The sequence below is a fragment of the Luteolibacter sp. genome, assembly GCF_058122085.1.
Window position 1 is genome coordinate 51683 of sequence record NZ_JBIKBQ010000002.1, and the last position, 23130, is coordinate 74812.

Annotated in this window: 22 protein-coding genes; 10 read left to right on the top strand and 12 right to left on the bottom strand. The window is 61.7% G+C overall.

The window, feature by feature from the left end:
• Window positions 1-38: 38 nt before the first annotated feature.
• Window positions 39-302, bottom strand: coding sequence for a hypothetical protein (locus AC4DF4_RS00670; protein ID WP_490046175.1), 264 nt, complete (start codon window positions 300-302; stop codon window positions 39-41).
• A 258-nt stretch (window positions 303-560) separates the two neighbouring features.
• Between AC4DF4_RS00670 and AC4DF4_RS00675 the strand changes: the two genes are divergently transcribed.
• The 4 genes from AC4DF4_RS00675 (at window position 561) to AC4DF4_RS00690 (ending at window position 4851) form a co-directional block, all read left to right on the top strand.
• On the top strand, window positions 561-1643 hold the full coding sequence (locus AC4DF4_RS00675; protein WP_490046176.1) for a DNA-directed RNA polymerase subunit alpha: 1083 nt from the start codon (window positions 561-563) through the stop codon (window positions 1641-1643).
• A gap of 28 nt (window positions 1644-1671) precedes the next feature.
• Complete coding sequence (gene rplQ / locus AC4DF4_RS00680; protein ID WP_490046177.1) at window positions 1672-2151, top strand: 50S ribosomal protein L17; 480 nt, start codon at window positions 1672-1674, stop codon at window positions 2149-2151.
• Window positions 2152-2455: 304 nt separating this feature from the next.
• Entirely contained in the window at window positions 2456-2869 is a 414-nt protein-coding gene (locus tag AC4DF4_RS00685) for a hypothetical protein (RefSeq protein ID WP_490046178.1), read from the top strand.
• A 32-nt stretch (window positions 2870-2901) separates the two neighbouring features.
• Window positions 2902-4851 carry a glutamine amidotransferase gene (locus AC4DF4_RS00690; RefSeq protein WP_490046179.1) on the top strand — a complete coding sequence of 650 codons (1950 nt, stop codon included), beginning with the start codon at window positions 2902-2904 and terminating at the stop codon, window positions 4849-4851.
• Here AC4DF4_RS00690 and AC4DF4_RS00695 read toward each other — a convergent pair whose 3' ends face one another.
• Both AC4DF4_RS00695 and mutS read right to left on the bottom strand, forming a co-directional pair.
• Window positions 4852-5298, bottom strand: coding sequence for a hypothetical protein (locus tag AC4DF4_RS00695; RefSeq protein WP_490046180.1), 447 nt, complete (start codon window positions 5296-5298; stop codon window positions 4852-4854).
• 325 nt (window positions 5299-5623) lie between these two features.
• A complete protein-coding gene (mutS, locus tag AC4DF4_RS00700) occupies window positions 5624-8119 on the bottom strand; it encodes a DNA mismatch repair protein MutS (RefSeq protein ID WP_490046181.1) in 2496 nt (831 codons plus the stop codon).
• Window positions 8120-8328: 209 nt separating this feature from the next.
• Between mutS and AC4DF4_RS00705 the strand changes: the two genes are divergently transcribed.
• Window positions 8329-8760, top strand: coding sequence for a helix-turn-helix domain-containing protein (locus tag AC4DF4_RS00705; RefSeq protein ID WP_490046182.1), 432 nt, complete (start codon window positions 8329-8331; stop codon window positions 8758-8760).
• Window positions 8761-8813: 53 nt separating this feature from the next.
• Window positions 8814-9518, top strand: coding sequence for a zinc ribbon domain-containing protein (locus AC4DF4_RS00710; RefSeq protein WP_490046183.1), 705 nt, complete (start codon window positions 8814-8816; stop codon window positions 9516-9518).
• A gap of 85 nt (window positions 9519-9603) precedes the next feature.
• Here the strand turns inward: AC4DF4_RS00710 and AC4DF4_RS00715 are convergent, their stop codons facing one another.
• From AC4DF4_RS00715 to AC4DF4_RS00725, 3 genes are read right to left on the bottom strand one after another with little or no spacing between them, the layout of a single operon-like run.
• Window positions 9604-11781 carry a hypothetical protein gene (locus AC4DF4_RS00715; RefSeq protein WP_490046184.1) on the bottom strand — a complete coding sequence of 726 codons (2178 nt, stop codon included), beginning with the start codon at window positions 11779-11781 and terminating at the stop codon, window positions 9604-9606.
• A complete protein-coding gene (locus AC4DF4_RS00720; protein ID WP_490046185.1) occupies window positions 11778-12308 on the bottom strand; it encodes a prepilin-type N-terminal cleavage/methylation domain-containing protein in 531 nt (176 codons plus the stop codon). The genes AC4DF4_RS00715 and AC4DF4_RS00720 overlap by 4 nt, the downstream gene beginning before the upstream one ends.
• A complete protein-coding gene (locus AC4DF4_RS00725) occupies window positions 12305-12730 on the bottom strand; it encodes a hypothetical protein (protein WP_490046186.1) in 426 nt (141 codons plus the stop codon). The genes AC4DF4_RS00720 and AC4DF4_RS00725 overlap by 4 nt, the downstream gene beginning before the upstream one ends.
• Window positions 12731-12805: 75 nt before the next feature.
• Here AC4DF4_RS00725 and AC4DF4_RS00730 point away from each other — a divergent pair, with 75 nt between their 5' ends.
• Entirely contained in the window at window positions 12806-13402 is a 597-nt protein-coding gene (locus tag AC4DF4_RS00730; protein ID WP_490046187.1) for a hypothetical protein, read from the top strand.
• Between the two features lie 2 nt (window positions 13403-13404).
• Here AC4DF4_RS00730 and AC4DF4_RS00735 read toward each other — a convergent pair whose 3' ends face one another.
• The 5 genes from AC4DF4_RS00735 to mutL all read right to left on the bottom strand — a co-directional run bounded on the left by AC4DF4_RS00735 (window position 13405) and on the right by mutL (window position 18981).
• Window positions 13405-14496 carry a hypothetical protein gene (locus AC4DF4_RS00735; RefSeq protein ID WP_490046188.1) on the bottom strand — a complete coding sequence of 364 codons (1092 nt, stop codon included), beginning with the start codon at window positions 14494-14496 and terminating at the stop codon, window positions 13405-13407.
• A complete protein-coding gene (locus AC4DF4_RS00740; protein WP_490046189.1) occupies window positions 14493-14894 on the bottom strand; it encodes a hypothetical protein in 402 nt (133 codons plus the stop codon). The genes AC4DF4_RS00735 and AC4DF4_RS00740 overlap by 4 nt, the downstream gene beginning before the upstream one ends.
• Before the next feature lie 153 nt (window positions 14895-15047).
• Window positions 15048-15779, bottom strand: a complete 732-nt coding sequence (locus AC4DF4_RS00745) for a hypothetical protein (RefSeq protein WP_490046190.1) — start codon at window positions 15777-15779, stop codon at window positions 15048-15050.
• 287 nt (window positions 15780-16066) lie between these two features.
• Entirely contained in the window at window positions 16067-16861 is a 795-nt protein-coding gene (locus tag AC4DF4_RS00750; protein ID WP_490046191.1) for a hypothetical protein, read from the bottom strand.
• 392 nt (window positions 16862-17253) lie between these two features.
• Window positions 17254-18981: a DNA mismatch repair endonuclease MutL gene (gene mutL, locus AC4DF4_RS00755; protein ID WP_490046192.1), complete on the bottom strand. Its 1728-nt coding sequence runs from the start codon at window positions 18979-18981 to the stop codon at window positions 17254-17256.
• Window positions 18982-19110: 129 nt separating this feature from the next.
• Between mutL and AC4DF4_RS00760 the strand changes: the two genes are divergently transcribed.
• From AC4DF4_RS00760 to ftsY, 3 genes are all read left to right on the top strand, one after another.
• Window positions 19111-19446, top strand: a complete 336-nt coding sequence (locus tag AC4DF4_RS00760) for a helix-turn-helix domain-containing protein (RefSeq protein WP_490046193.1) — start codon at window positions 19111-19113, stop codon at window positions 19444-19446.
• The gene (locus AC4DF4_RS00765) at window positions 19436-20656 is read left to right on the top strand and encodes a type II toxin-antitoxin system HipA family toxin (protein WP_490046194.1); all 1221 of its coding nucleotides are present in this window, start codon (window positions 19436-19438) and stop codon (window positions 20654-20656) included. Before AC4DF4_RS00760 ends, AC4DF4_RS00765 begins: the two co-directional genes overlap by 11 nt.
• 64 nt (window positions 20657-20720) lie before the next feature.
• The gene (gene ftsY / locus AC4DF4_RS00770) at window positions 20721-21572 is read left to right on the top strand and encodes a signal recognition particle-docking protein FtsY (RefSeq protein ID WP_490046195.1); all 852 of its coding nucleotides are present in this window, start codon (window positions 20721-20723) and stop codon (window positions 21570-21572) included.
• A gap of 68 nt (window positions 21573-21640) precedes the next feature.
• Here ftsY and AC4DF4_RS00775 read toward each other — a convergent pair.
• Window positions 21641-23130, bottom strand: a 1490-nt coding sequence (locus AC4DF4_RS00775) for an ABC transporter ATP-binding protein (protein ID WP_490046196.1), incomplete at its 5' end; no start/stop codon positions are given.

Sequence of the window (23130 nt, forward strand, 5' to 3'; positions counted from 1 at the left end):
GCAAATCCTGAAATTTCCAAAATCCCGGAGTTTTCGCTTTAGACCGCCTCGGCAAGGAGCTTTTCAGCCTTCTTGATGGTGGTGGGGGTCAGTTTGTTGTCGACGCGCTTGGCGCCTTCGATGATCACCTTCAGCTCGGCCAGGGTCTTCTCGGCGGCAGCCAAGGACTTCTTGCCACCACCGAACTTCTTGTCAGGGAAGTAACGGGTGAAGGTGGTGCCGGCACGGCTGATGCACAAGCGCCAGCCTTCAAATGCAGCGCTTTCGTAGGTGAATCGAGTCAGGTTCTTTTTGGATTTCATATGTTTTTTGTGGTGGATTGCCGCGGCACCCTATTTACCCCTGATAGAAAATCTAGTTTTTTTTTCATAAAAGTGAGAAAATAGTGCCGAAATGGTAACTCGCGGCCGAAAAAGGGACAAAAAATGCTTTGCAAGCAGCCCCGCTCCATCATTTAGTCACGCCCCCGCGGGCAATTGCACAACGCCGTCGGTCCTCTGAGAGTCCCTTTTTGGGGGCTTTCCGCTCGCAAGAGGGTAACCCGGCAACCAAGAAATAACATGTCAGCAGTCAAACTCGCTCGTTTCGAGCTCCCTAACCGCCTCGTTCGCAACGAGGACACCGCCACCGATACCTACGCCCAATTCATCGCCGAGCCTTTCGAGCGTGGATACGGCCACACCATCGGCAACTCCCTCCGCCGCGTTCTCCTTTCATCTTTGGAGGGGGCGTCCATCACTTCCGTCCGCATCGCGGGCGTGCAGCACGAGTTCTCCAGCCTTCCCGGCGTGGTGGAAGATGTCACCGACATCGTGCTCAACCTGAAAAAGGTGAAATTCAGCCACAACGAAAAGGACCCGCGCATCCTCACCATCAAGGTGGAGAAAGAAGGCGTGGTCACCGCCGGCGACATCATGCCGGATCACATCTACGACATCGTCAACAAGGACCAGGTCATCTGCACCCTCGACAAGAAGGTGAAGTTCGACTGCGAGTTCGAAGTCCGCGTCGGCCGCGGTTTCTCCACCGGTGACGAAAACAAGCGCAAGGACCAGCCGATCGGCGTCATCGCCATCGACTCGATCTTCTCGCCGGTCACCCGCGTGAAATACTCGGTGGAAAGCACCCGCGTCGGTCAGATGACCGAATTCGACAAGCTGATCCTCGACATCTGGACCGACGGCCGCATCACCCCGCAGGACGCGCTTCTCCAAGCCTCCGCGATTCTCCGTCACCACCTCGACGTCTTCGTCAACTACGACGAAAACGCCGTGGACTTCGAAGAAGCGCCGGCCGAGTCCAGCGAAGAGAACGCCGCTCTCAAGAAGCTTCTCAACATGTCGGTCAACGAAATAGAACTCTCGGTGCGTGCCGCCAACTGCCTCAACAACGCGAACATCACCTCGGTGGGCCAACTCGCGATGAAGTCCGAAGCGGAAATGCTCAAGTATCGCAACTTCGGCAAGAAGTCCCTCAACGAAATCAAGGACAAGCTCGTCGAGCTCGGCCTCGGTCTCGGGATGTCCTTCGAATCCGCGTTGATCTCCGGCCCCGCCGCTGCCTCACGCGGCCCGCGCCTCGGTGCGGAAGACGAAGCTCCGGTCGGCCTCGCCGATCTGATCGCTCAAAACCTCGACGACTAACCTTTAAATCTAGAAACGGAAGCAACCGATGAGACATCGCAGCAAAACAGTTAAACTCAAACGCAACGCCTCGCACCGTAAGGCACTGCTTGCCAACATGGCAATCAGCCTGATCGAACATGGCCGCATCAAAACCACCCTCGGCAAAGCCAAAGCGCTTCGTCCGGTCGCGGAAAAGCTGATCACCCTCGCCAAGCGCGACGATCTGCACTCCCGCCGCCTGGCCATCGCCTTCCTTCGCCAGAAGGAAACCGTGCAGAAACTTTTCTCCGAAACGGCTCCCGCTTCGAAGGATCGCCAAGGCGGTTACTGCCGCATCACCAAGCTCGGCGCCCGCATGAGCGACTCCGCACCGATGGCGATCATCGAGTGGGTCGACCGCGCCGCCGCCGGTGAAGAGGCTCCTGTCGAAGAAGTCGCCGCCACTGAAGCGGTCGAAGCTCCTGCTCCCAAGAAGGCAGCGAAGAAGAAGGCATCCGAAGCGGTCGTCGAAGTGGCCGGAGAGTAATCTCTTCTGAAAACAATCACCAAAGCCGCCTGCGCTCACCCGCAGGCGGCTTTTTTACGCGCTTTTTGCACCAATCGCCGCCTTTCACGATGCTTGCCAGCAGGTAACCTCGAACACCTTCACCGGTTCGGGAATTTGTCTCTCACCTTTAGCCGATCTCCTTCCGCAAATTCCGCGCACTCCAAATCAGCGCTGCGGCAGCACTCCCCACTCCGCGTAATTTTCGCGCACCATCCCTCCGCTTCGGGCCAAATCGTTCCCGTGCGTTCGCAAAGGCCTCATTGACAAATTCCTTGCCCCGAGGATGCCGGCGAGGGCGAAGGAAAGGGCGGACCGCCCCCTCCTGGAGGCCCACCCGGAGAACAACCCGAGCCTAACAAACCGCCAGCACGAGTTGAGCGAACTTTCCCAGCTGACGGCCGAGCAAATCGAGAAGCTCACCGCAGCTGACAACCGCGCCAACCCGAAACAAGCTGCGGATCAAATGCGCCGGGCTGCCGAGTTGCAACGCGAAGCCGCGCAAGCCTTGCTGCGGAACGCGCCCGGGCAGGCGCGGGACCGCGGCGAAGACGCGCAGGGAGCGTTGCGGCGCGCGGCGATTCTCACCGAGGCCTTGCTCGATCGCGCAGTCGCACCCGGCATCGATGCCGGCACGCGTGCACCCGGTTACGACGATCTAATCCAAGGCTACTCACGCCGACTCTCGTATGACGAATAAGCGAACATATGCTCAGTGAAATCCAGTATTTGATGCCCGCATGGTGGCCTTGGATGGGTGGCGTTTTCCTGCTCATTCTCGATTGGCGGCAGGAAACCACACACACCGAGGAGGACGTGCCGGCGCTGCACGTGTTGATTGATGACTCGTTGAGTATGGCACAGGCCGACGCATCCGCCGGCCAAACCCGCCATGCGGCGGCTCTTGCGCACTTGAAAAACGATTTGCAGCCGAGCTGGAAAGGCGCACGGCTACCGCGCGTCGGCCGCGTGGCCGAAGGATACCGCGACGGACCGCCTGCGGAAGACGCAGCGCAAGGTCGGCGCAGCAATCTGGCCGCCGGCTTGCGCGAGACGACCTCCCAATACACGGACGAACCGCTCGGCGGCGTGGTGTTGTTCACGGATGGCGCAGCGAGCGATGCGGCGAAACTGGAGGAAGCGATCGGGATCTACCGCGAAGCGGGCGTGCCGGTGTTTCCCTGGCTGCTCGGCACGGACAAATCACCGGCGGATGCGAGTTTGTTAGGAGTTGCGATCCGCCAGCCCGGCCCGTCGCGACCGGATCTCCGACTGGAAGCCCGCATTGAAAGCCCCGGCTATGAAGGCAAGGAAACGACGCTGTTGATCCGCCAAGGCGATCAGGTGCTCCACCGTCAGCGCGTGGTTTTGGAGGGCGGGCCGCAGCTTCTCGAAGTGGACTTCGTTTCACCCTATCGCGGGCTGCATTTTTACACAGTCGAGTTGGAGCCCCTCGATGGTGAGGTGGCCCGAGCTAACAACACGCAACTCGCCGCGTGCGAACTTCGCCGCGAACCGATCCGCGTGCTTTACATGGAAGGAAGCGAACCCGCAGAAACGGCTTTCCTCAAGGACGGCCTCGAGGCGGACCCCGAGATCGAGGTGCATGCGATGCACTTCCCCGGTGCCTCCTCGTTGCCAGAACTTGCAAGCCAAGCTCGGAGCGTGCGCGGCAAAGACATGCGCGTCTTCCGCGCCCGAGTGGGGCGCGAGGTGCCCAGCGTCTGCCACCCCACGCGCGGATACCCGAAAACGCTCGATGCCTTATTGAAATTCGACGTGGTGATCTTCAGCGACATCATCAAGGAAGGTTATTCCCAAGAGCAACTCGATGCCACGGTCGGATTCGTCGAGGGTTTTGGCGGCGGTTTCATCATGATCGGCGGCATGACCTGGTTCGGCGCGGGCGATTACCAGAAGACCGTGATCGACAAGCTGATGCCCATCGAAGTCGCGGGACGGAGCGACCCGATCAATCAGTGGACTGGCGTTGCGGTGACCGATAGCGGTTGGCAACACCCGGTGATGCAGGTGGGTGAGAACGCGGAAGAAACCAAGCAGGCATGGTCCACGGGATTTCCCGGATTCAGCGGATTCAACTATGTCCGGCGCGCCAAACCCGGAGCTTTCACGCTGGCTCGCAGCTCCATGAAAGTAATGGGTGAACCCGCCCTCTTGCTCGCAGTCCAACAAATCGGCCGGGGGCGCACCATGGCCTTCACCTCCGACTCCACGCGCGACTGGGGCGCCGCGTTTCAAACGGTGTGGGGACCGAGCCGTCGCAGCAACGCATACTACCGCAAATTCTGGAACCACACCATCCGCTGGCTCGCAGCCGAGCACCGCAATCCCGAAGGCACCCCGGTGACCACCCGCATCGGCGTAAGCGTGAGCGAGGATGCCAACGAAGCCGTCGCAGTGGCGGTGAACCGCAAGCTCATGGAGACTTTGGCCACCGGCACCGGAGGTCAGTTGGTCGATGCCTCGCAGATTGGTGAAGTGCTTGAACGCATCCATGCGCGCGCTGCCGCTCACCCTTCGCGAGTGGATTCCCTTATGGGACCGCTGGTGGCTCCTAATACCGCTCATCGGCCTGCTCGCCATCGAGTGGCTGCTGCGCCGCAGCGCCCCTTTCACCTTGCCGACGCCGTGAGCGGACTTCCCTGCTGGTTCGGCTGTTAGTTAGCGCTTGGTTTTGCGCAACTCCCGTTCGTGAAGCCAGAGGAAGATCATGGGGGTGACGATCAGGATATGAATCAGGCTGGATCTCATCCCGCCGATGACCGGGGGCAGCGGGATCAGCGGCTTGAGCTGCGCTGCGGGAAATTGTTGTCCTACCAGAGCCGTGTCCGCCCCGATTTGCGACAGCTCGGCCCGCAGCCCCGCAGCGTCGCCGCTGAGCGCGCATTGGTTCGACGGCAAAGTTCTGCCGGCGACCAGTTGCACGCCGATCGCGATCCGATCGCGTTGCGCCTGGGGCAATTGCGCCCGGCTTTCCATGAACCGCAGATGAGAAACCAGCGCGGCCATGCGTTGCGGCCATCGGACCAGTGACCCGCTGGAGAGGATGCGCTCGAACTCGTAGCGCTCGACCTGCACGTTTTTCCACGCGTGGTTTTCGACGCCCAAGGCCGCCTGAAGAAAGTGTTTTCCGAGAACACCTGGACTGCGAAAGAACTCGCCGACGAACTCCGCGTGGGAGCTGTGCCCGGGCGGTGATCCTTCCCTTGGAGGTCCGGATCATCGCGGCGGTTAGCCGCCGATGGCACGTCACCCTGCTGGGAAGACTCGCGGCCACGCTGGCGAAGGTTCCTCGAAAACGGCGAGCGCAATCTTCAAGGACGAAAGGGAGGGTCGATATTCTATCGACTGAGTGCGGCCGACATCCTGTCGGCCGGAATGAAGATGGCGGACAGGATGTTCGCCGCACCTGGCGTTCAGGATGAAAGCGCTCCTAAAAATCGGCGAAGAGGTCCATCTGCGGGGCGTTCGGTTGTGGGAGAGAGGGCTGGTCGGTGTTTTTCGCCTTGGGGCCCTGTTTCTTGGCCTCGGGTTTCACGGAGTGGAGTTCGAGGTGGCTGAGAATGGATTTCGCTCGCTCGACGACGACTTTCGGGAGTCCGGCGAGGCGGGCTACCTGGATGCCGTAGGATTTGTCGGCGGCACCGGGGAGGATCTTGTGGAGGAAGATGATTTCCTCGTTCCACTCCCTAACGGCGACGTTGTAGTTGGCGACGGCGCTCTTGGTGTTGGCGAGGTCGGTGAGCTCGTGGTAGTGGGTGGCGAAGAGGGTGCGGCAGCCGATGGTGTCGTGCAAATGCTCGGCGACGGCCCAGGCGATGGAGAGGCCGTCGAAGGTGGCGGTGCCGCGGCCGATCTCGTCGAGGATGACGAGCGAGCGGTCGGTGGCGTGGTTGAGGATGAGGGCGGTCTCGCTCATCTCGACCATGAAGGTGGACTGGCCGCGTGATAGATCGTCTGACGCGCCGACGCGGCAGAAGATGCGGTCGACGAGGCCGAGCGTGGCCGACTCGGCGGGGACGTAGGCGCCGATCTGGGCCATCACGGCGATGAGCGCGATCTGCCGGATGTAGGTGGACTTGCCGGCCATGTTAGGGCCGGTGAGGATTTGGAGGCGGGCGGTGTCGGGATCGAGCTCGGTGTCGTTGGGGACGAATTTGACGTCGGTGAGGGTTTGCTCGAGCACGGGGTGGCGGCCGTTGGTGACGAAGAAGCCGTTGCCGGCGTTGAGGACCGGGCGGCAGTGGCGGTGGTATTGGGCGACTTCGGATAGTGCGCAGAGCACGTCGATTTCCGCGACGGCGGCGGCGGTTTCCTGGAGCGCGGGCAGATGGGTGATGACGCGGGCGCGGAGCTCGAGGAAGAGTTCGTTTTCGAGTTGTTTGGAGCGTTCTTCGGCACCGAGGACTTTGTTTTCCATCTCCTTGAGCGCGGGGGTGATGTAGCGCTCGGCGTTGGACATGGTTTGCTTGCGCGTGTAGTCGTCGGGGACTTTGGCTAGATGGCTGGTGGTGATTTCGATGAAGTAGCCGAAGACGTTGTTGAATTTGATTTTCAGCGAGTCGATGCCGGTGCGTTTGCGTTCGTCTTCCTGGAGGCGGGCGATCCAGTCCTTGCCGCCGCGGGAGGCATCGCGGAGCTCGTCGAGCGCGGGCGACCAGCCGTCGCGGATGACGCCGCCGTCGCGGAGGTGGGCGGGCGGCTCGTCGGTTAGGGCCAGGGAGAGCATTTCGGTGAGTTCGTGGAACTCGTGGAGGCGGGGGAGAATTGAGGATTGAAGATTGTTGATTGAAGATTGGGAGAGGGAAGAAAGATCCTGCTTGAGCGCGGGGATGTGGGAGAGGGAGATGGAGAGTGATTGGAGGTCGCGGGCGTTGCCGGAGTTCTGCGAGAGGCGGGAGGTGGTGCGCTCGATGTCGCGGATGCCTTTGAGCGCGTCCCGGCATTTCGAGAGAAGGAAGGGCTCTGCTAGGAATGATGCGATGAGGTCCTGCCGGGCGGTGAGCGCGGTGAGATCGCGCAGCGGGTGGAGAATCCAGTCGCGCAGGAGGCGCGCGCCCATGGGGGTGGCGGTGCGGTCGAGCACGCCTAGCAGGGTGTGGGCCTTGCCGGAGCGGGAATCAACGAGGTCGAGGTTGCGCTGGGAGGCGGCGTCGATGAGGACGTGGTCGGCGCTTTCCCTAACGTGCGGCGGGTGGAGGTGGGTGCAGTTTCTCCGTAGCTGGTGGATGAGATAGTGAAGGACGGCACCACCTGCCCCGCTGGCGGCGTGGAGGTTGGCGCAGCCGAAGCCGTCGAGCGAGTGGACGTTGAAGTGGTCCTTGAGGAGCTGGTTCGCGTGCTCGGGGAGGAAGGTGTAGCCTTCGTAAACAAGGCAGTTCGTGAGTTTTCCGAATTCCGCGGTCTGGTGATCCGGGATGAGCAGCTCGGAGGGGGAGATGCGGGCGAGTTCGTCTTCGAGTAACCCGAGGTCGGCGAACTCGGCGATGGTGAACTCGCCGGTGGTGTGGTCGATGCAGGCGAGACCGGCGGATTTCCCGTGGCGGCAGACGGCGGCGAGGTAGTTCGGGCGCTGGTTGTCGAGCAGCGCGTCGTCGTCGATGGAGCCGGGGGTGAGGATGCGGGCGATCTCGCGGGAAACGAGTTTTCCGGCGACGGGCTCGGACGTTTGTTCGGCGATGGCGACGCGCTTTCCGGCCTTGAGCAGGCGGGCGATGTAACCCTGCGCCGCGTGAAAGGGCACGCCGCACATCGGCGTCCCGCCACGCTTGGTGAGGGCGACGTTCATGATCGGCGAGGCGGCTTTCGCGTCGTCGAAGAACATTTCGTAGAAGTCGCCGAGGCGGTAAAACAAGATGATGTCGGCGGGCAATGACCGGCGCATGGCTTGGTATTGGGCCATCATGGGGGTCAGCGCGGGCTCGGACATGGGCGGAGAGTGGCGGGGTGGCTTGGAAGAATCAAGAAGCGAGGGCTGGTCCGGCGGAAATCATCAGGGACTGGAGGAGCGGTCATGAGTCATCTCTGTCGCCACGTGCGGCATCGGCCTGGTGCGGGGAAGGGGGAGCGTGATGATCCGCTAGTGCACCGTCCTTGAAATAGCTGTGCATTTGGAGCAGTCTGTGCTATGATTCAACCATGGCACGGACCGCTCAACCTCTTTTGCTGCAACCAGATCAAGTCCTTCATCTTGAATCATTGCTGCGCCGCAGCGCTCTTGAACACCGTATCGCAAGAAGACGCCGAGCCCTGCTGTTTGCGGCAGAAGGCATGAGCAACGTTGAAATAGGCATGAAACTCGACATGCATCGCAACGCAATCAGCAATGTCCGCACCCGCTTTCAGCAGAGCGGACTGTCTTGTGTTGAAGATGCGCCTCGCGCAGGCAAACCGCCAGTTCATTCCCCACAAACGAAGCCGAAGATTGTGACCACGGTATGCGGCAAGCCGCCCAAAGGAATGAGCCGGTGGAGCAGCCAGAGACTTGCGAAGAAACTGAAACTTTCAAAAAGCTATGTGCACGGCGTGCTGAAAGAACATGATCTCCATCCATGCAACTCGGGAGCATGACTTCGCCGCAAGCAATCCTTGCCGTGGCGGGCCGGGCCGTTTACCCAAAGCGCATGCAAGATGAAGTTCGCGCGCTGTTGATTCTCCAAGACCGTGACCGCCGCCTTTTGGCCTTGGCCAAGGATCTGGCAAAACTCCCCCAGGACGAGGCCCGGGCGAAGGCGAAGCTGGCCGGCGACGAGGCCGCCCTGGCGAAAGCCCACCACGCGCTGCTCGACTGCGAGCTGCGGGTGAAAAAAATCGAGCTTGATGCCGAGACCCGGCGGACGACGATCAAGCGGCTGAAATTGCAGCAATTCGAAACCCGCAAGAACGAGGAGTTCGTGGCGCTCGGCCATGAAATCACGCGCTACGAAAAGGATCTGGACGATTTCGAAACCCAGGAACTCGAAGCGATGGACGAGGTGGACCGGTTCCGCGCCGCCCAAAAAGCGGCCGAGGCCGCGCTCGCCCACACCCGCAAGCTGGTGGACGAGGACCTCGCCTCGATCGCCACGCGCCACGCGCGGATGGAGGCGGACCGCCTCGAAATCCTCGCCGAGCGCGAGAAGCTGCTGGCCAACGTGCCCGAGAGCGTCATCCCGCTTTATAACAGGCTCATGAAAACCAAGGACGGCCTCGCGATCGCACCACTGCGCGACGGCAAGTGCGAGGGTTGCCACATGAAGCTCATCGCCTCCACGGTGATGAAGGTGCAGACCGGCAAGGAAATCGCCCAGTGCGAGGATTGCGGGCGGATTCTCTACGTCGAGGAGTGAGCCTCAAGGAGCGTGGGCGTCTCGCCCACCGCCTGAATCGCGCATCAAGAATGTGGGCGAGACGCCCACACTCCTTGAGTTTCGCTCAGTAGCTGACGAACTCCTTGCGGCGTTCTTCGAGGACGACCAGCCAGTTCATCATCGTGATCGGCGGCAATTGCGCCGGGTGGGTGATCGGGCTCAGGTTGACGGTGATTTGGCTGGGATCGATCGCGATGCCGCTGAGGTTTTTCGAATCCAGCGGGCGGACGGCGGTGCTGACCGTGTCGCTGGCGAGCGATCCGATCTGTCCGCGGAGATCGACGGCGAAGGGATTCACATCGACTCCGTAGCGCTTCTCCGGAGAGAACAGCGAGCAAGGCGGGAAATAACTGCCGGTGGGATTGGCGGCGGTGACGGGCGGCGTGTAGCCGGAGGGGGCGGTGATGGCGGTGGTGTTGAAATCGTCGCCGATGAAGAGCCGCAGGTTGGTGACGAGCGAGAAGCCTTTGGTGAACGGCGCGAGGTTGCCGCACTCCCTGAGGATCACGCCGTAGTCGGTGTCGGTGCAGGGAATATACGGCTTGTATTTGGCGGCGTTGTTGAGCCCGGTCGATGAATAGTCCACGTTGACGACCAGCGAGTTGTTAATCGCAGGGCCGGCGGCGCCCATCGACGTGAGCAAGGCGGGGATTCGCTCCGGATAGATGGTGACGCACCGCTGCCCGCTGGCGAGCGTCTTGATTTCCGAAGGCCCCCGCGGCCGCCAGTAGCCGTATTTCCAATCTCCCACCTTGGGGTCGCCAAAGGTGTTGTTGTTAAAAGCGATCGTCCCGGAAAGACCCTGCCGGAAGGTGAAGCCACCGCTTACTCCGTAGGCTACGTCCACCGGAGTGGCGAAAGTATAGCTTTGATCCTCTTCACATATCTTGACGTAGCCCGGCGGCAGGGTTGTCTGGGTGGCCGCGGTGAGCGGCATGTTCACGGAAGCGCGGGTGCCGTTGGTCTGATAGTAGGAGAAACGCAGCATTGTCGGCGTCGGGTCGGTGGCACTCACGACCCCGGTGATGTCCAGCCGCATCGCGCATTGCAACGCGCCGATGGAATAGTTGTTCCAGCTGGTGGTGGACAACACGTTGGATTCGGTGGTTTGGGAAAACCGGTCGAAGAACTCCGCCCCGCGATTGATCGGGATGAAGGCGGAGCGACCGCTCTCGGAGGCCAGGGATACCGGGAAAAAGGCGCCCGACGTGACTTGATAGGACTCCCGGACCCCGGGCGTGAACGGGCTGTTCGTGAAGCTCTGCCCGCCGACGGTGGTGCCGCTGGACAAGGTCATTCCCCGCCGGCTTGCGAGCGCGTTGATCGCGGTGGTGCCGAGCACCTCGGCTTTTCCGGCGAAGACGCCGCCGTCGATGGTGACATTCTGCCAGGCGCTGCCCGAGGCGTATTGGCCGAGGGACATGAAGGAGGACGCGGAGATGGCCAGCTGCGAGGGGATTTCGTAAATCGAGAGCACGAAGTTCCGTTTGTTTCGCGCGAGATAGGTTTTATCGCTATCGTTGCCGGCCACGTCCACCGAGAACGCCCACCAGTTCCGCTTGGCCACGAAATAGTCGCCCGGCTTCGCGTAGCCAAAGTTGATCTGCGGATATCTGACGAGGTTGAAATTCGGATAGGACGAGACCGAGAGCCCGACGTCGGCCTGGGCTAGGCTGTTGTAAATTTTTTGACTCGAGATGATCGGATAGGTCGTATCGCGGGTGTTGGTGGTGGAATCGTTCGAGCTCAGCGGCGCGGGATAGCCGGTGCCGAGGCTGCGGTTGATTCCCGCCGAGACGTATCCCGTATCCGACGGGATCGCGGCGAATATCTTGCTGGGGGAGCTCAAGGTGGAGTCCCCCGAGTTCGCGCTATTGAGATTCGCGATACTCAAGGAGTTCTTAAGGTTGCTGGAAATGGATGTCCCTGCATTCGCCAGAACCAGGGATTCCGTGAAAATGTTCTGCCAGCGTAGCGGGTCGCTGACGGTCGCGTTCGCGCTCGAGCCCGACTGCATCGCGCGGATCGCGCGGTTCGGGGTGATCGCGACGATCGCGCGGAGAATCGCCTCCTCCTTCTCGCTGTAATCGACCCGCAGCTGGACCTGGGAAGTGACCGCGTGGGAGGCCATGGCGCTGCGGTAGGCGTAGATCGTCAGCAGCGTGAGAATCGCCCCGGTGGAGAGGACCATGAGGAAGGAGACGTAGCCGGCTTGCCGCTTGCTGGAAGGAGAGGTTTTCATTGCTGCATGGTTCCGGAGTAGGTGATCTCTTCGCCGTTAGGTCCAGTGAGGGTCATCCGGAGAATTCCATTCTCCATTGCGAACGAGACGTTCCTCGGTGACTTGCTCACCGCCCACTGCGGAGTGCCCAGCACCCCGCTGACGGGGACCACGTAATAGTAAAGCGCGTTGCCGGTGCCCCGGTTTTCGAAGGATAGGATGGTCGCCCGCATCGTCCCGTCCGGCTGACGGAAGTTCAAAACCACCACCGGCGAGGCGGTCAGGCGGGCGTTGGTGCCCGAGAGCGCGTCCGCCACCGTGTCATGCAGACGGAAGCGGTCGGCCTTTCCCACCAGGCGGCTCACGTAAGTGCTGATGATCGGCGCCTCGTCGGTCAGGAAGTTCTGGGACTTGTAGAGTTTCAGGAACGCGAGCTGCTGGTTGAACAAGGCGAGCAGCATGGTGCCCGTCGCCAGACCCAGCATCATGGCGATCGACAACTCGATCAGGGTGAAGCCCCGGCGCAGGCGTGGAAAGCGGGATTTCATTGGGAGCGCAGGACGGTTCGGGATTTCGCGTAGGTCATGGTGCCGACCTTGTAGGTCAGCACGCTTTGGGCTTTCCAGACCTTCATGGCGGCCGGGTTGGTCGCCACGGTGCCCGTGCCGCCATCGATCGGGTAGTTCCCGGTGTCGGGGATGCGGGTGCGCACGACGTTTCCTGCGAGCACGGTGCCGCCGGGAAGACGGCCGATCGCGACCGCCGTGGTGGAAGTCGCCGGATAGGCGGGCCAGGGCGAGTCGTTGGCCAGCAGGTTTTCGAAAGGGATCCGCTCGGCGAAGGACCGTTCGTAAGTCATGTAGGCGTCCGACACCGTTTGGCGGAGCATCCATTGGCGCGGCGAGAGGATGTTGAGCGAGAGCTTGAGCAGGACGAGTCCGAGCACCGTGAGGATGGAGAGCGAGACCATCGCCTCGATCAAAACAAAGCCGCGGCGGAGCGATCGCGCCTTGCGGAGCGGGCGGAAACTCCTAAAACTCCCGCCATGGGCAGGCGTTTCCGCAGATGGGCATTCGGCACCGGCATTCTCTGGCTGGCCGCCGGACAGGCGATGGCGCAAGCTGTGCTGGAGCCGCCCTACGGACTGCGCTGGGGCGATTCTCCGGAAAAATTGATTGCATGGGCAACTCGACATTCGCTGGATATCACCATTTCCCTGCCCGGAGATCAACCCGCAATGCGGGTGGTGAAAATCGAGCCGAAAAAGGGGTTTTTGCCCGAAACCCAGGCGGCGGCCGTGGAGGGGCGCTTCCTCACCGGCAAGCTTTACGAGCTGACCGTCCACTACTTCGATCCGGAGGCTTCCGCCGATCTGATGGAATCGAGGTTCGACGCGTTGCGCAAACAAACCGCCCTGGAGCACGGCGCGCTGCTGACCAACCAACAACAACGGAAGGTGGCGGACCAGTTCGTGACTCGGACTCAATCGTTTCATCGGGAGCCAGTGAAGGGCTTGTTCCTCCTGCTGGCTTTCACCGAGGTGGAGGATTTGTTGCGGAAATCCAAGGAAGCGAGGTTTTCGCTGATCTATCGAAATGACAACTTCAGGAACGAGTTGCTGAAGGAGCTGAAGACTCCCTAACATCACTCGATGGTGGTGAATGTCCCGTTCATTTCGATCGTGCGGTCGATCGTGAAAGTGACGTAAGCGGCCTGATCCGAGGCGGTCTTCATGTATTCGGTTCCAGTTCCGAAAGGGACCGACGTGACCAGTTCGATGGTCCAACGGCCGTCGGTGTTGAACACCGGGTCGAAATTGGTCGGTGTGAGCAGCTCGGTGAGAGGCTCGGATCCCGTGTTCACCTTCAGCGAGCCGGGAAGGACGGTGCCGACTTTTCCTGCAACCCGCTCGCCCTTGTAAACCTGGGCGTAAACCGTGGATCCCGGATAGATGTCGTTGTAGGTGAGGGTGAGCGACGGCATCGCGAAGCGGACGAGCTGGTCCTGGGCAATGCCTGAAATCGTGCCATCGGCGATCGGCCACACCTGGATGAAGTTCGTGCCTAGCTGCGACGACGGGGCCTGATAGTCCGCGATTGAAAATACCGAGAACCGCTCTTCGCCCCGGAGCTTCTTGAGGTTGGCTCCGGCAATGCCCGTCAACGCGTAGGTCAAGGTCTGGACGCCGTTGGCGGTGATCGACGTCTGGGACTTGAGCGTTGCCTGCGTGCGGTCCAGGCCGATTCCGACGCCAGTGCCGTATGACTGGACGTGGCGCAGGAGGTTGACGCTTTTCGAGGCATCCGGATCGGTCGCCCCGCTCAGCAATCCGCTGATCGTGACATAGACCGTGAACGGCCGGTCCGCCCGGGTGCGGCGGAGTTTCGCCGGAAGGTTGACGGGAACGGGACCCGTCGCGGTCAGGTCCTTGCCGTAGGTGTCCTCGGTGTCGATGATCACCTGTGCGACCGGCACGTAGGTTCCGACGTAACAACTATCCAGCGCATATTCGGTCAGCGGCGAGGACTTGATGGTGACCAGGTCGAAACGGGCACCACCGGGATTGATGGCAAGGGTCGAGAACTGGGAACCTGCGGCGGCCACTGAATCGGAAGCGTCCCAGCTCACGCCGGAAGGCATCTGGGTCTGCCGGATGAAATTGGTGTAAGTCTGGGCGAAGGCACCGGAGCAACCTAGGACGCTCAAGGTGACGAGGCGGAAAAGAGAGGTTTTCATGGTTTCGTTGTTCCAGCGGTTTTCACTTCAGGCTCTTTCAAAGGCAGCAGGGAAATCGGCCCGCCGAGGTAGGTGGCGACCACGAGATTGCCGCATTTGGACAACTGTCGCTTGGTCTCTTCGGCGAGCGGCTCATTGCCCTCCGCCTGCACGCGGCTGACTTCCACCGTGGTGATCCAGCCGCGGTTGGCTGCGTAGAATTCGCTCCAGCTCTGGATGGTCGCGCCGGGCTCCAGCCGGATGCGATCCGCCACGTTTTTTGGGATCTGGATGATCGCCCGCTTGGGGATCAGCGTGGCGAATTTTCCGAAGGAGATGATATCGGAGGTTTCAAGAATGCTGGGCGGGCGGTTGACCACGGATGGATCCTCCCCCTTGACGGCCGGCATGCTGCTCATGGGATCCGATTGATCCGCTTTGCGCCGCGCAAGGATGAGCTGTTCCTGACTCATCGCCTCCTGCAGAACCGGTTGATCGGCGGAGGCCATGCCAGACGGCAACGCAAGAACGGCAATTCCCAAACCTACAATGAATCGATGGATTTTCATGGGTCAGGGTTTGCGGAAGGTGACAAGCATCACAAGGTCCTGAAGGTCGTAGCCGATGTCCGACTGATTCGTGTGGGTCAGCTCCATGATGATGATGACGTCCATCGGGCCGATTTTGACCTTTTTCTGGGAGTCCAAATAGGGCTTCAGAAAGCTCTCTAAAGACGGCGCGTTGTAGTCGGGAATATTACCTGGACAGGTTTGGCCGCTGACGAGGGCACGCACGTTGGTGCCGCTCATCGAAGTGTATTCAGTCTGCCAACTCGAGTTGTAATACTGCCCGGCGAAGTTCATTGGGTTGTTCTTGCTGACCGAAACATTGGTTGCCACCAACCCCTGTTGCTGGACGATGGTGTCGGTCTGCTTGCCGTCATAGATCGTCCCCCAGTTAGTCGAGGTGCCATACCTCCACCGTCCACGTGTTCGGTAGTAGGTGATTGATCCGTTGGAACCCTGGGAGGTAACTCCCAATCCTAGAATGCGGACGTCGCATTGGAGATTCTCTTTGGGAGTCACGGTGCCCGGAGGCGTGATCGTCACGAATTCCTGAACGACCGACGGATAGCTGATACTCCAGGTCAACGTCGGCTTGGTGCCGGTCTGGACGATGGTCGGAAAGGCCGTCAGGGTTCCGACGGGAATCGTCGGAGTCGTTTGCGCTTGGGCGCGTGTCGACACAAAAGTGCCTGCGGCGATGAGAGCGGCCGTAAGGGCGGCCAGTTGGCTGGTTTTCATGGCTGGTTGTAAGGGTGGGATGTCTGGAGAAACCCTTCCGTCTGGGACCTCAAAAGCGGGACAGCATTTGAGAGACGAGCGGCCCGGATCGGGCAAGGGCTGGGGTCAGCGAGAGATTCTCGATGAACCCAGCCGATTCGGGACAGAATCCCGATCCGGGTCGCCTGAGGCGCTACTGGGACGGTAGCGACTCAGAAAGAGTGGTGTGGTTCCGGTTCAAACGACGGGTGAGGTCGCGTGGATCGGGGTTAGGTGTTGAACAGCAGTTGTCAGGCGGGGTGATTTTTTCAGCGCTGCGGCAAGGCAGGCTCGCGGGACCAGTTTTTCCAGGGTCCCCGCGGCACTTCCTGGTCGTCCGCGAAGCGCCACTCGACGGTGGCTCCGCTGCGGAGGTTCAGGAAATCGCGGACGGCGGGGCTCAGATCGATGCCCGCCGCTTGATTGCGGTTGGGGCGGGCCGATTCCTTGCCGAAAACGTATTGCCAGTGGTCGACCTCGAACGGGCCGACATCCTCCCACTGGGCGAAGCAGACTTTCCCTTCGTGGTGAATGGCGACCCAGCGGCCTTTACAAACGGAAATCCCGTCGCCGCGGTAGCTTTCCCAGAACCAGGGAATCACCTCCGACGCCTCGGGCCGGTGCACGCCGCCTTTGGCGACATCATTGTAAGGCAGGGCGATGTAAAATGGATTGAGCGCCGGGATGAATTCCGCGGGCAGGTAGCCTTCGCGGCGGTCCGGTTGGTCATAGCCGCCGAAATTCGCCTGCCAATTCTGGTCCCACGCACTCATCGTGTTGGGAGTCGGATTGTTCTCGGTCGGCAGCTCGCCCACCCAGAACACGGTGGCGGTCACGTTGCGCTTCCACGGGGAAGCGGCACGGAACGAATCCCGCGACTGCTCGATCACCACCCGCGCCGCGGCCGGCACTCCGAATGGATCGCTGAGCGAAGGCAGAACCGCGCGGCGCTCTTCGAGGAAACTTTCATGGACCTTCGACAAGCGCTCCGACAAGCGGGCTGCAGCGGTGGACCCGATCAGGTTTGCGCTGGCAATTCCGGTTGTGATCCACAAGTTTTTCATGTCTTCCAAAGGATGGGTTGAAGTTCTCGATGGATTGCCGAGACCATAAAATTTTAATGAAACTTAACAAGAGAAAACTTTAACGATTTTTGAACGGATCGAAAATTTTGCTGTCATGTCAGTTTTTCCTTATACCTAAAAAGGAATTTAAGCCATGCTCCCCACTCAACCGGGAGCTCTTCCGATCCGTCTCGGAGGCTGTTTTGGCCGAAAACCGGCGCTGTCGCGGCCTTTTCTTAGCCCAAACGACTGGAGAATCCAACTAATTTTTACAAATATTGAACGGATCCGAAGGTTGTTTTTTTACGCGATCAGGTTAGTCAGGCGCTCCGGCGGACCAAGCACGACGGAATGACCCTCTCGGTGCTAACCTTCGCGTTCAAGCGTCGCCGCTAATTAGGCCTGCCGTTCCCGAAACGGCGGTCCAGCTCCTTCATGCTGAATTCCGTGAGCGTCGGCCGGCCGTCGGCCGCGCAATAAGGCAGCTCACAGGCGAAAAGCTCCGCGAGCAGCGGCACGGTCTCGGCCAGTTTCGGAATCACCGGGGCCGCTGCCTTTTTCGCCAACACCCTCGCCAGACGGTCGATGGCGAATCTCGCGCCCGGAGCCGGATCGTGGAGCAGCTCGTCCATCAAGGCCCCGAGAAACGGCCGCGGGTCGTCCACTGGCAGACAGGCGGGCAAACTGTGGATTTGCAGCGTGTTCCCGCCGAACGCCTCGACCTCGATGCCGGCCTCCTGCAAGGCCATCCGCTCGCGCAGGACGAGATCCAGATCCCGCGGATCGAGCTCCAGCAGGACCGGCACGAGCAAACCCTGCGTCTCCAAAACCCCGTCGCCGTGGTTGAGGAGTTTTTCAAAATAAATCCGTTCCTTCGCCGCTTTGGGGTCGAAAAGCACCAGCCCGTCCCCGCTTTCCAGCAGCACGAACCGCTGATGCAGCATCCCGATCAGCCGGAAATCCGGCGCTCCCCCGGCAACTGGCGGCGGAGTTGTTTCCACCACCAGCTCCGGCAAAACCGGCTGTGGCGCGTGAAAAACAGCCGCCACCGACGCGATCTCCACCGCGTCGTCATGGGAAAAAACCGGAATCACCGCAGCCCGCTCGATCCGCGGCGGCAGCACCGGCGCGGGCGGCCGCAAACCGAAAGCCACCGCCTCCAAAATCGCGTCCCGCACGTCCACCGGCCGGTGGAACCGCACCTCGCGCTTCGCCGGATGGACGTTCACATCCACCAATGTCGGCTCCAGATCGATCCACAGCCACGCCGCCGGATACATTCCGTCCGAAATCGCGCCGCGGAATCCTTCCGCCAGCGCCCGCGAAATCACCGCGTCCTCGACCGGTCGGCCGTTGAGGAACACGAACTGGTGCCGCCTCCCCTTCCGCGCGTGGCTGGCGGGCAGCACGTAGCCTTGCACGGAAATCCCGTTGCCATGCGTCAGTGGCAGCGCGAGCAGCTCCCGCGACAAATCTGTGCCCAGCAACTGCCGCACCCGGTCCACCGCCTTCGCCGCCGGCGGCAGATCAAACACCTCGCGATCATCCCGCCGCAGGCGAAACCGCACGTTCGGCGCGGCCAGCGCGTGCAGCCGCAACTGGTGCTCGACGTGCGCCGCCTCGGTCGTTTCCGCCCGCAGAAATTTCCGCCGCGCTGGCATGTTGTAAAAAAGCGCCTTCGCCTCGATCACCGTCCCCGGCGCGCAACCGGCGTCCCGCACGTCGCGGACTTTCCCGCCGTCCACCACGATTTCCGTGCCCGAAACCGAGTCCGTCTCCCGCGTCACCAGCCGGAACCGCGACACGCTGGCGATGCTCGGCACCGCCTCCCCGCGGAAGCCCAGCGTCATGATCGCCGCCAAGTCCCCGGCCGTCCTCAGCTTGCTCGTCGCGTGGCGTTCCAGCGAGAGCAGCGCGTCCTCGCGCGACATCCCGCAGCCGTCGTCGCTCACCCGGATCAACGCCGAACCGCCGCGATCGATGTCCACGCGGATTTCCCGCGCCCCGGCGTCGATGCTGTTCTCCACCAATTCCTTGACCACCGAAGCCGGGCGCTCGACCACCTCGCCCGCCGCCACCTGGCTGGCGAGAATGTCGGAGAGCACGCGGATCTTTGGCATCGGGGAGAAAGACAAAGACAGAAGACCTGAAGACACAAGACGCAAGAGGAGACACTTCTCTCCACGCTCATGGAGGTGCTTTTGAAAACAAAGGTTGGAAATTTGTCTTTATTGGTTTATTTTTCTTCAGTGGACAAGATAACAACTTTTACCCAGCGGAATCCCGTCGCCCTTGTCCGCGAAATCGGGCAACGCTTGCGTGGATTTCGTCTGACCAAAGGCTGGACCCAGGAAGAACTGGCGGAGCGTTCGGGAGTGGCTCTTTCCACGCTGAAATTGTTTGAAACCAAGGGCCAGGGTTCATTCCAGCGCTTGGTGCGGATCGCGGTGGCGCTGGGACTGGACGGGGAATTCCGGGACTTGTTCGCGCGACCGGCGGCGATGGAATCGATCGAGGCGGTGAAACGCGGCGAACGTCAGCGCGCGCCGCGCCGCAAACGGAAAGGAGACGGCGATGGAACTTGAAGTGCATTGGAGCGGGCAAGACGAGGCGAGGATCGGCAGACTTTATCAGGACGGGCGCGGGGTGGTGTTTTTCGAGTATGACGCCGGGTGGCGGGGTGGCGGACGCGAACTGTCGCCGGTCTATTTGCCCAACTCGACGCATGGCGCGGTGAGCACGCCGACACCGGGTTTCGGCGAACTGCACGGACTGTTTCAGGATGTGCTGCCCGATTGGTGGGGCGAGCGCCTGATGCAGCGGCATTTCGAGGCGCGGGGCATTCCTTGGAACCGGGTGACGGCGCTGCGGAAACTCGCCTGCCAAGGGAACCGGAAAATGGGCGCGCTGGCATTTCTGCCGTCTGCGGACGAGATGGATTTCAACGACGGCATGGTGGCTGAGCTCGGGGAATTGGTGGAAGCGGCCCGCAAGGAGCTTCGCGGCGAGTCCGGCGAGGCGCTGGCAGCCCTGCTGCGCGGCGGCATGTCACCGGGCGGCGCGCAGCCCAAGGCACTGCTGGCGATTTCCGAAGATTTTTCCGAACTGCGGCTGGATGATCCGCCGGCGGCCGGATTTGGCGCGTGGCTGGTCAAGTTCGATACCGAACCGGTGCTGCAAGAAGGGCGGATCGAAGCGGCCTATGCGGAGATGGCCCGCGCGGCTGGCATCGATGTGCCGGAAACCCGCTTGTGGGAGGCGGCGGGCGGCTGCCATTTCCTCAGCCGCCGGTTTGACCGTGACCGGGGTGGGGAGCGCTTACATTTGCATTCCTATTCCGGGCTGACCCACACCCCGCTGCGGGACGGGCTGGATTACCGGGATTTGATGGAAATCGGTCGCACACTGACAAGCGATCACCGCTGCGTGGAGGAATTGTTCCGGCGGGCGGTGTTCAACGTGGTCGCGGGCAACGATGACGACCACGGGCGGAACCACGCGTTTCTGATGGATGCCGCGGGGCAATGGTCTCTCTCCCCCGCGTTCGACCTGACGCTGGCATCCTATCCGCTAGCATCCGGCTTCCGCGCCGGACGGGTGAATGGCAAGGCCTCCCAAATCACCCGCAAGGATTTCATGAAGCTGGGAACCGGGCATGATGTGAGAAATCCGGGCGAAATCATCGACCGGGTGATCGACGCGGTCGCCCGGTGGCACGATCACGCCGCGGCCAACGGCATCAGCACCGCGCAGGCCGCGATGGTGGAGGCGCAGCACCGCCGCAGTCTGGAATAGGTCCGGCTTGCCCGGTCAATGCCATTGACCCGCCACTTCCCGCGGCTAGTCTCGCCGCGCACCCATGGCTGGCTTTTTCAAATCCCTACTCAACAAGATCACCAATCGCGCGGAAATCGATTGGGACGACCTCGAAGCCGACCTCATCAGCTCCGACCTCGGAGTCCGCATGAGCACCTCGATCATCGACGAGCTCCGCAATCTCGGCCGCGAGGTTTCCTCCGAAGACGTCGTGGAAACCACCCGCCGCCAGATTGCCAAGCGCCTGCCGGAAAACCTCCCGCCACCCGCGCCGCGGGCCGATGGCAAACCGTTCGTGATCCTCGTCGTCGGCGTGAACGGCACCGGCAAGACCACCTCCTCGGCCAAGCTCGGACTCTGGCTCCATCAGCGCGGCCATTCCGTGATCCTCGCCGCCGCAGACACCTTCCGCGCCGCCGCCGTCGAACAACTCCAGCGCTGGGGCGAGCGGCTGAAGCTCCCCGTCGTGAAGGGAAATCCCAACGCCGACCCGTCGTCCGTCTGTTTCCACGCCCATCAGAAAGCCATCGCCGACAAAACGCAGTTCCTCATCTGCGACACCGCCGGCCGCATCCACACCCGCCACAACCTGATGGAAGAGCTCGGGAAAATCCGACGCACGCTCGCCAAGCAGGACGAGACCGCGCCGCATCTCACGCTGCTGGTCGTGGACGCCACCACCGGTTCTAACGCGCTCAACCAGGCGAAAGAGTTCCACAAGGCCAGCCCGCTCGACGGCCTCATCGTCACCAAGCTCGACGGCTCGGGAAAAGGCGGCATCGCGGTGACCATCCACGACCAGCTCGGCATCCCGCCGCGCTTCCTCGGCACCGGCGAGGAGCCGGAGGCGTTCTCGATTTTCAACAAGGAATCCTTCGTGAAGGAAATCCTCTGAAGTGTGCCGGCTGTCTCAGCCGGTTGCCGAGGCTCTGAATCCGGCTGAGACAGCCGGGACACCTTGGCTCACACCAGTTGCGTCTCCACCAGCAGCTTGTAAGTCCCGCCGCGCGCGATGAGTTCTTCGTGCGTGCCGCTTTCCACAATCTTGCCGTGGTTGAAGACGAGGATGTTGTCCGCGTGCCTGACGGTGGACAGGCGGTGGGCGATGACCAGGCTGGTGCGACCGGCCATCGCGCGTTCGAGCGCTTCGTTGACGAGGCGCTCGCTCTCGGAATCGAGGGCGGAGGTGGCTTCGTCCAAAAGCAGGATGCGCGGGTTGGCGAGGATGGCGCGGGCGATGGCGATGCGCTGGCGCTGGCCGCCGGAAAGCTTGGTGCCGCGCGGGCCGACGACGGTGTCGTAACCTTCCGGCAGAGCGCTGATGAACTCGTGGGCGTTGGCCATTTCCGCGATGCGGGCGATGTCCTCGCGACTGGCGCCGGGATTTCCATACTCGATGTTTTCCAAAATCGTGCCGCCGAAAAGCATGACTTCCTGCGGGACGACCGCCATCTGCGCGCGCAGGCAGGGCAGGCTGATTTCCGCGGCGTTGACGTCGTCAAACAGAATGCGGCCGGACTCGGGGTGGTTGAAGCCGAGAATGAGCGAGAAGATGGTGGACTTCCCCGCGCCGGAGGGACCGACCAACGCGATGCGCTGGCCGGGCCGGACTTGGAAATCGATGTCGTGGAGGACCTGCACGTCGGGGCGCGAGGAATAACGGAAGTTGACGCGGTTGAAGGCGAGCGAGCCTTTCAGGGTGATGCCCGTGTCGCCGCTGACGCGCTCGGTGGGAGTGTCGAGAATCTCGCGGAGGCGGTCGGTGGCACCGGCGGTCTGCTGGAACTGGGAGATGATTTCCGGGAACGAGCCTAACGAAGCGCCGACGAAGATCGAGAAGAGGATGAAGGCGGCGAAGTTCGTCCAGCCGATTTCGCCATGGGCATACATCCGCGAGCCATACCAGGTGACGAAGGCGATGGTGCCGAAGAGCGCGAAGATGATGAAGGACAGGAACGCGGCGCGGTGGCGGGCTCCGCGCAGGGTGACGGCGAAAAACGAATCCAGCGCGCGGTCGTAGCGGCGGGATTCGAAGTCCTCGTTGCCGAAGGCTTTCACGTCGGCGATGGACTGCGTGGTTTCCTCGATGACGGTGCCGGCCTCGGCCAGCGAGTCCTGAGCGTCGCGGGAAAAGCCGCGGACTTTCCTCCCGAAGAACGCGATGGCGAGCACCACCACCGGCACGCTGCCGAGCATGATCAGCGAGAGTTTCCACGAGGCGACGAAGATGAAAATCAGACCACCGATGAGGATGACGGTGTGGCGCACGGCTTGGGGGACGGCGTTGAGCAGGGTGTCGCGGACGATGCCGAGGTCGGCGGAGACGCGGTTGCTGAGGGCGCCGGAGCGTTGCTCTTGATAGAACGGCACCGGCAGTTTCACCAGGTGTGCGAAGACATCGCGGCGCAGCCGGTTCAGGGCGGCCTCGCCGGAACGGATGAAGCCCTGGACGC

Coding starts and splice junctions, on each gene's coding strand:
- AC4DF4_RS00670 (WP_490046175.1), bottom strand. CDS start 302: ATGAAATCCAAAAAGAACCTGACTCGATTCACCTACGAAAGCGCTGCA.
- AC4DF4_RS00675 (WP_490046176.1), top strand. CDS start 561: ATGTCAGCAGTCAAACTCGCTCGTTTCGAGCTCCCTAACCGCCTCGTT.
- rplQ (WP_490046177.1), top strand. CDS start 1,672: ATGAGACATCGCAGCAAAACAGTTAAACTCAAACGCAACGCCTCGCAC.
- AC4DF4_RS00685 (WP_490046178.1), top strand. CDS start 2,456: ATGCCGGCGAGGGCGAAGGAAAGGGCGGACCGCCCCCTCCTGGAGGCC.
- AC4DF4_RS00690 (WP_490046179.1), top strand. CDS start 2,902: ATGCCCGCATGGTGGCCTTGGATGGGTGGCGTTTTCCTGCTCATTCTC.
- mutS (WP_490046181.1), bottom strand. CDS start 8,119: ATGTCCGAGCCCGCGCTGACCCCCATGATGGCCCAATACCAAGCCATG.
- AC4DF4_RS00705 (WP_490046182.1), top strand. CDS start 8,329: ATGGCACGGACCGCTCAACCTCTTTTGCTGCAACCAGATCAAGTCCTT.
- AC4DF4_RS00710 (WP_490046183.1), top strand. CDS start 8,814: ATGCAAGATGAAGTTCGCGCGCTGTTGATTCTCCAAGACCGTGACCGC.
- AC4DF4_RS00715 (WP_490046184.1), bottom strand. CDS start 11,781: ATGAAAACCTCTCCTTCCAGCAAGCGGCAAGCCGGCTACGTCTCCTTC.
- AC4DF4_RS00720 (WP_490046185.1), bottom strand. CDS start 12,308: ATGAAATCCCGCTTTCCACGCCTGCGCCGGGGCTTCACCCTGATCGAG.
- AC4DF4_RS00725 (WP_490046186.1), bottom strand. CDS start 12,730: ATGGTCTCGCTCTCCATCCTCACGGTGCTCGGACTCGTCCTGCTCAAG.
- AC4DF4_RS00730 (WP_490046187.1), top strand. CDS start 12,806: ATGGGCAGGCGTTTCCGCAGATGGGCATTCGGCACCGGCATTCTCTGG.
- AC4DF4_RS00735 (WP_490046188.1), bottom strand. CDS start 14,496: ATGAAAACCTCTCTTTTCCGCCTCGTCACCTTGAGCGTCCTAGGTTGC.
- AC4DF4_RS00740 (WP_490046189.1), bottom strand. CDS start 14,894: ATGAGCAGCATGCCGGCCGTCAAGGGGGAGGATCCATCCGTGGTCAAC.
- AC4DF4_RS00745 (WP_490046190.1), bottom strand. CDS start 15,779: ATGAAAACCAGCCAACTGGCCGCCCTTACGGCCGCTCTCATCGCCGCA.
- AC4DF4_RS00750 (WP_490046191.1), bottom strand. CDS start 16,861: ATGAAAAACTTGTGGATCACAACCGGAATTGCCAGCGCAAACCTGATC.
- mutL (WP_490046192.1), bottom strand. CDS start 18,981: ATGCCAAAGATCCGCGTGCTCTCCGACATTCTCGCCAGCCAGGTGGCG.
- AC4DF4_RS00765 (WP_490046194.1), top strand. CDS start 19,436: ATGGAACTTGAAGTGCATTGGAGCGGGCAAGACGAGGCGAGGATCGGC.
- ftsY (WP_490046195.1), top strand. CDS start 20,721: ATGGCTGGCTTTTTCAAATCCCTACTCAACAAGATCACCAATCGCGCG.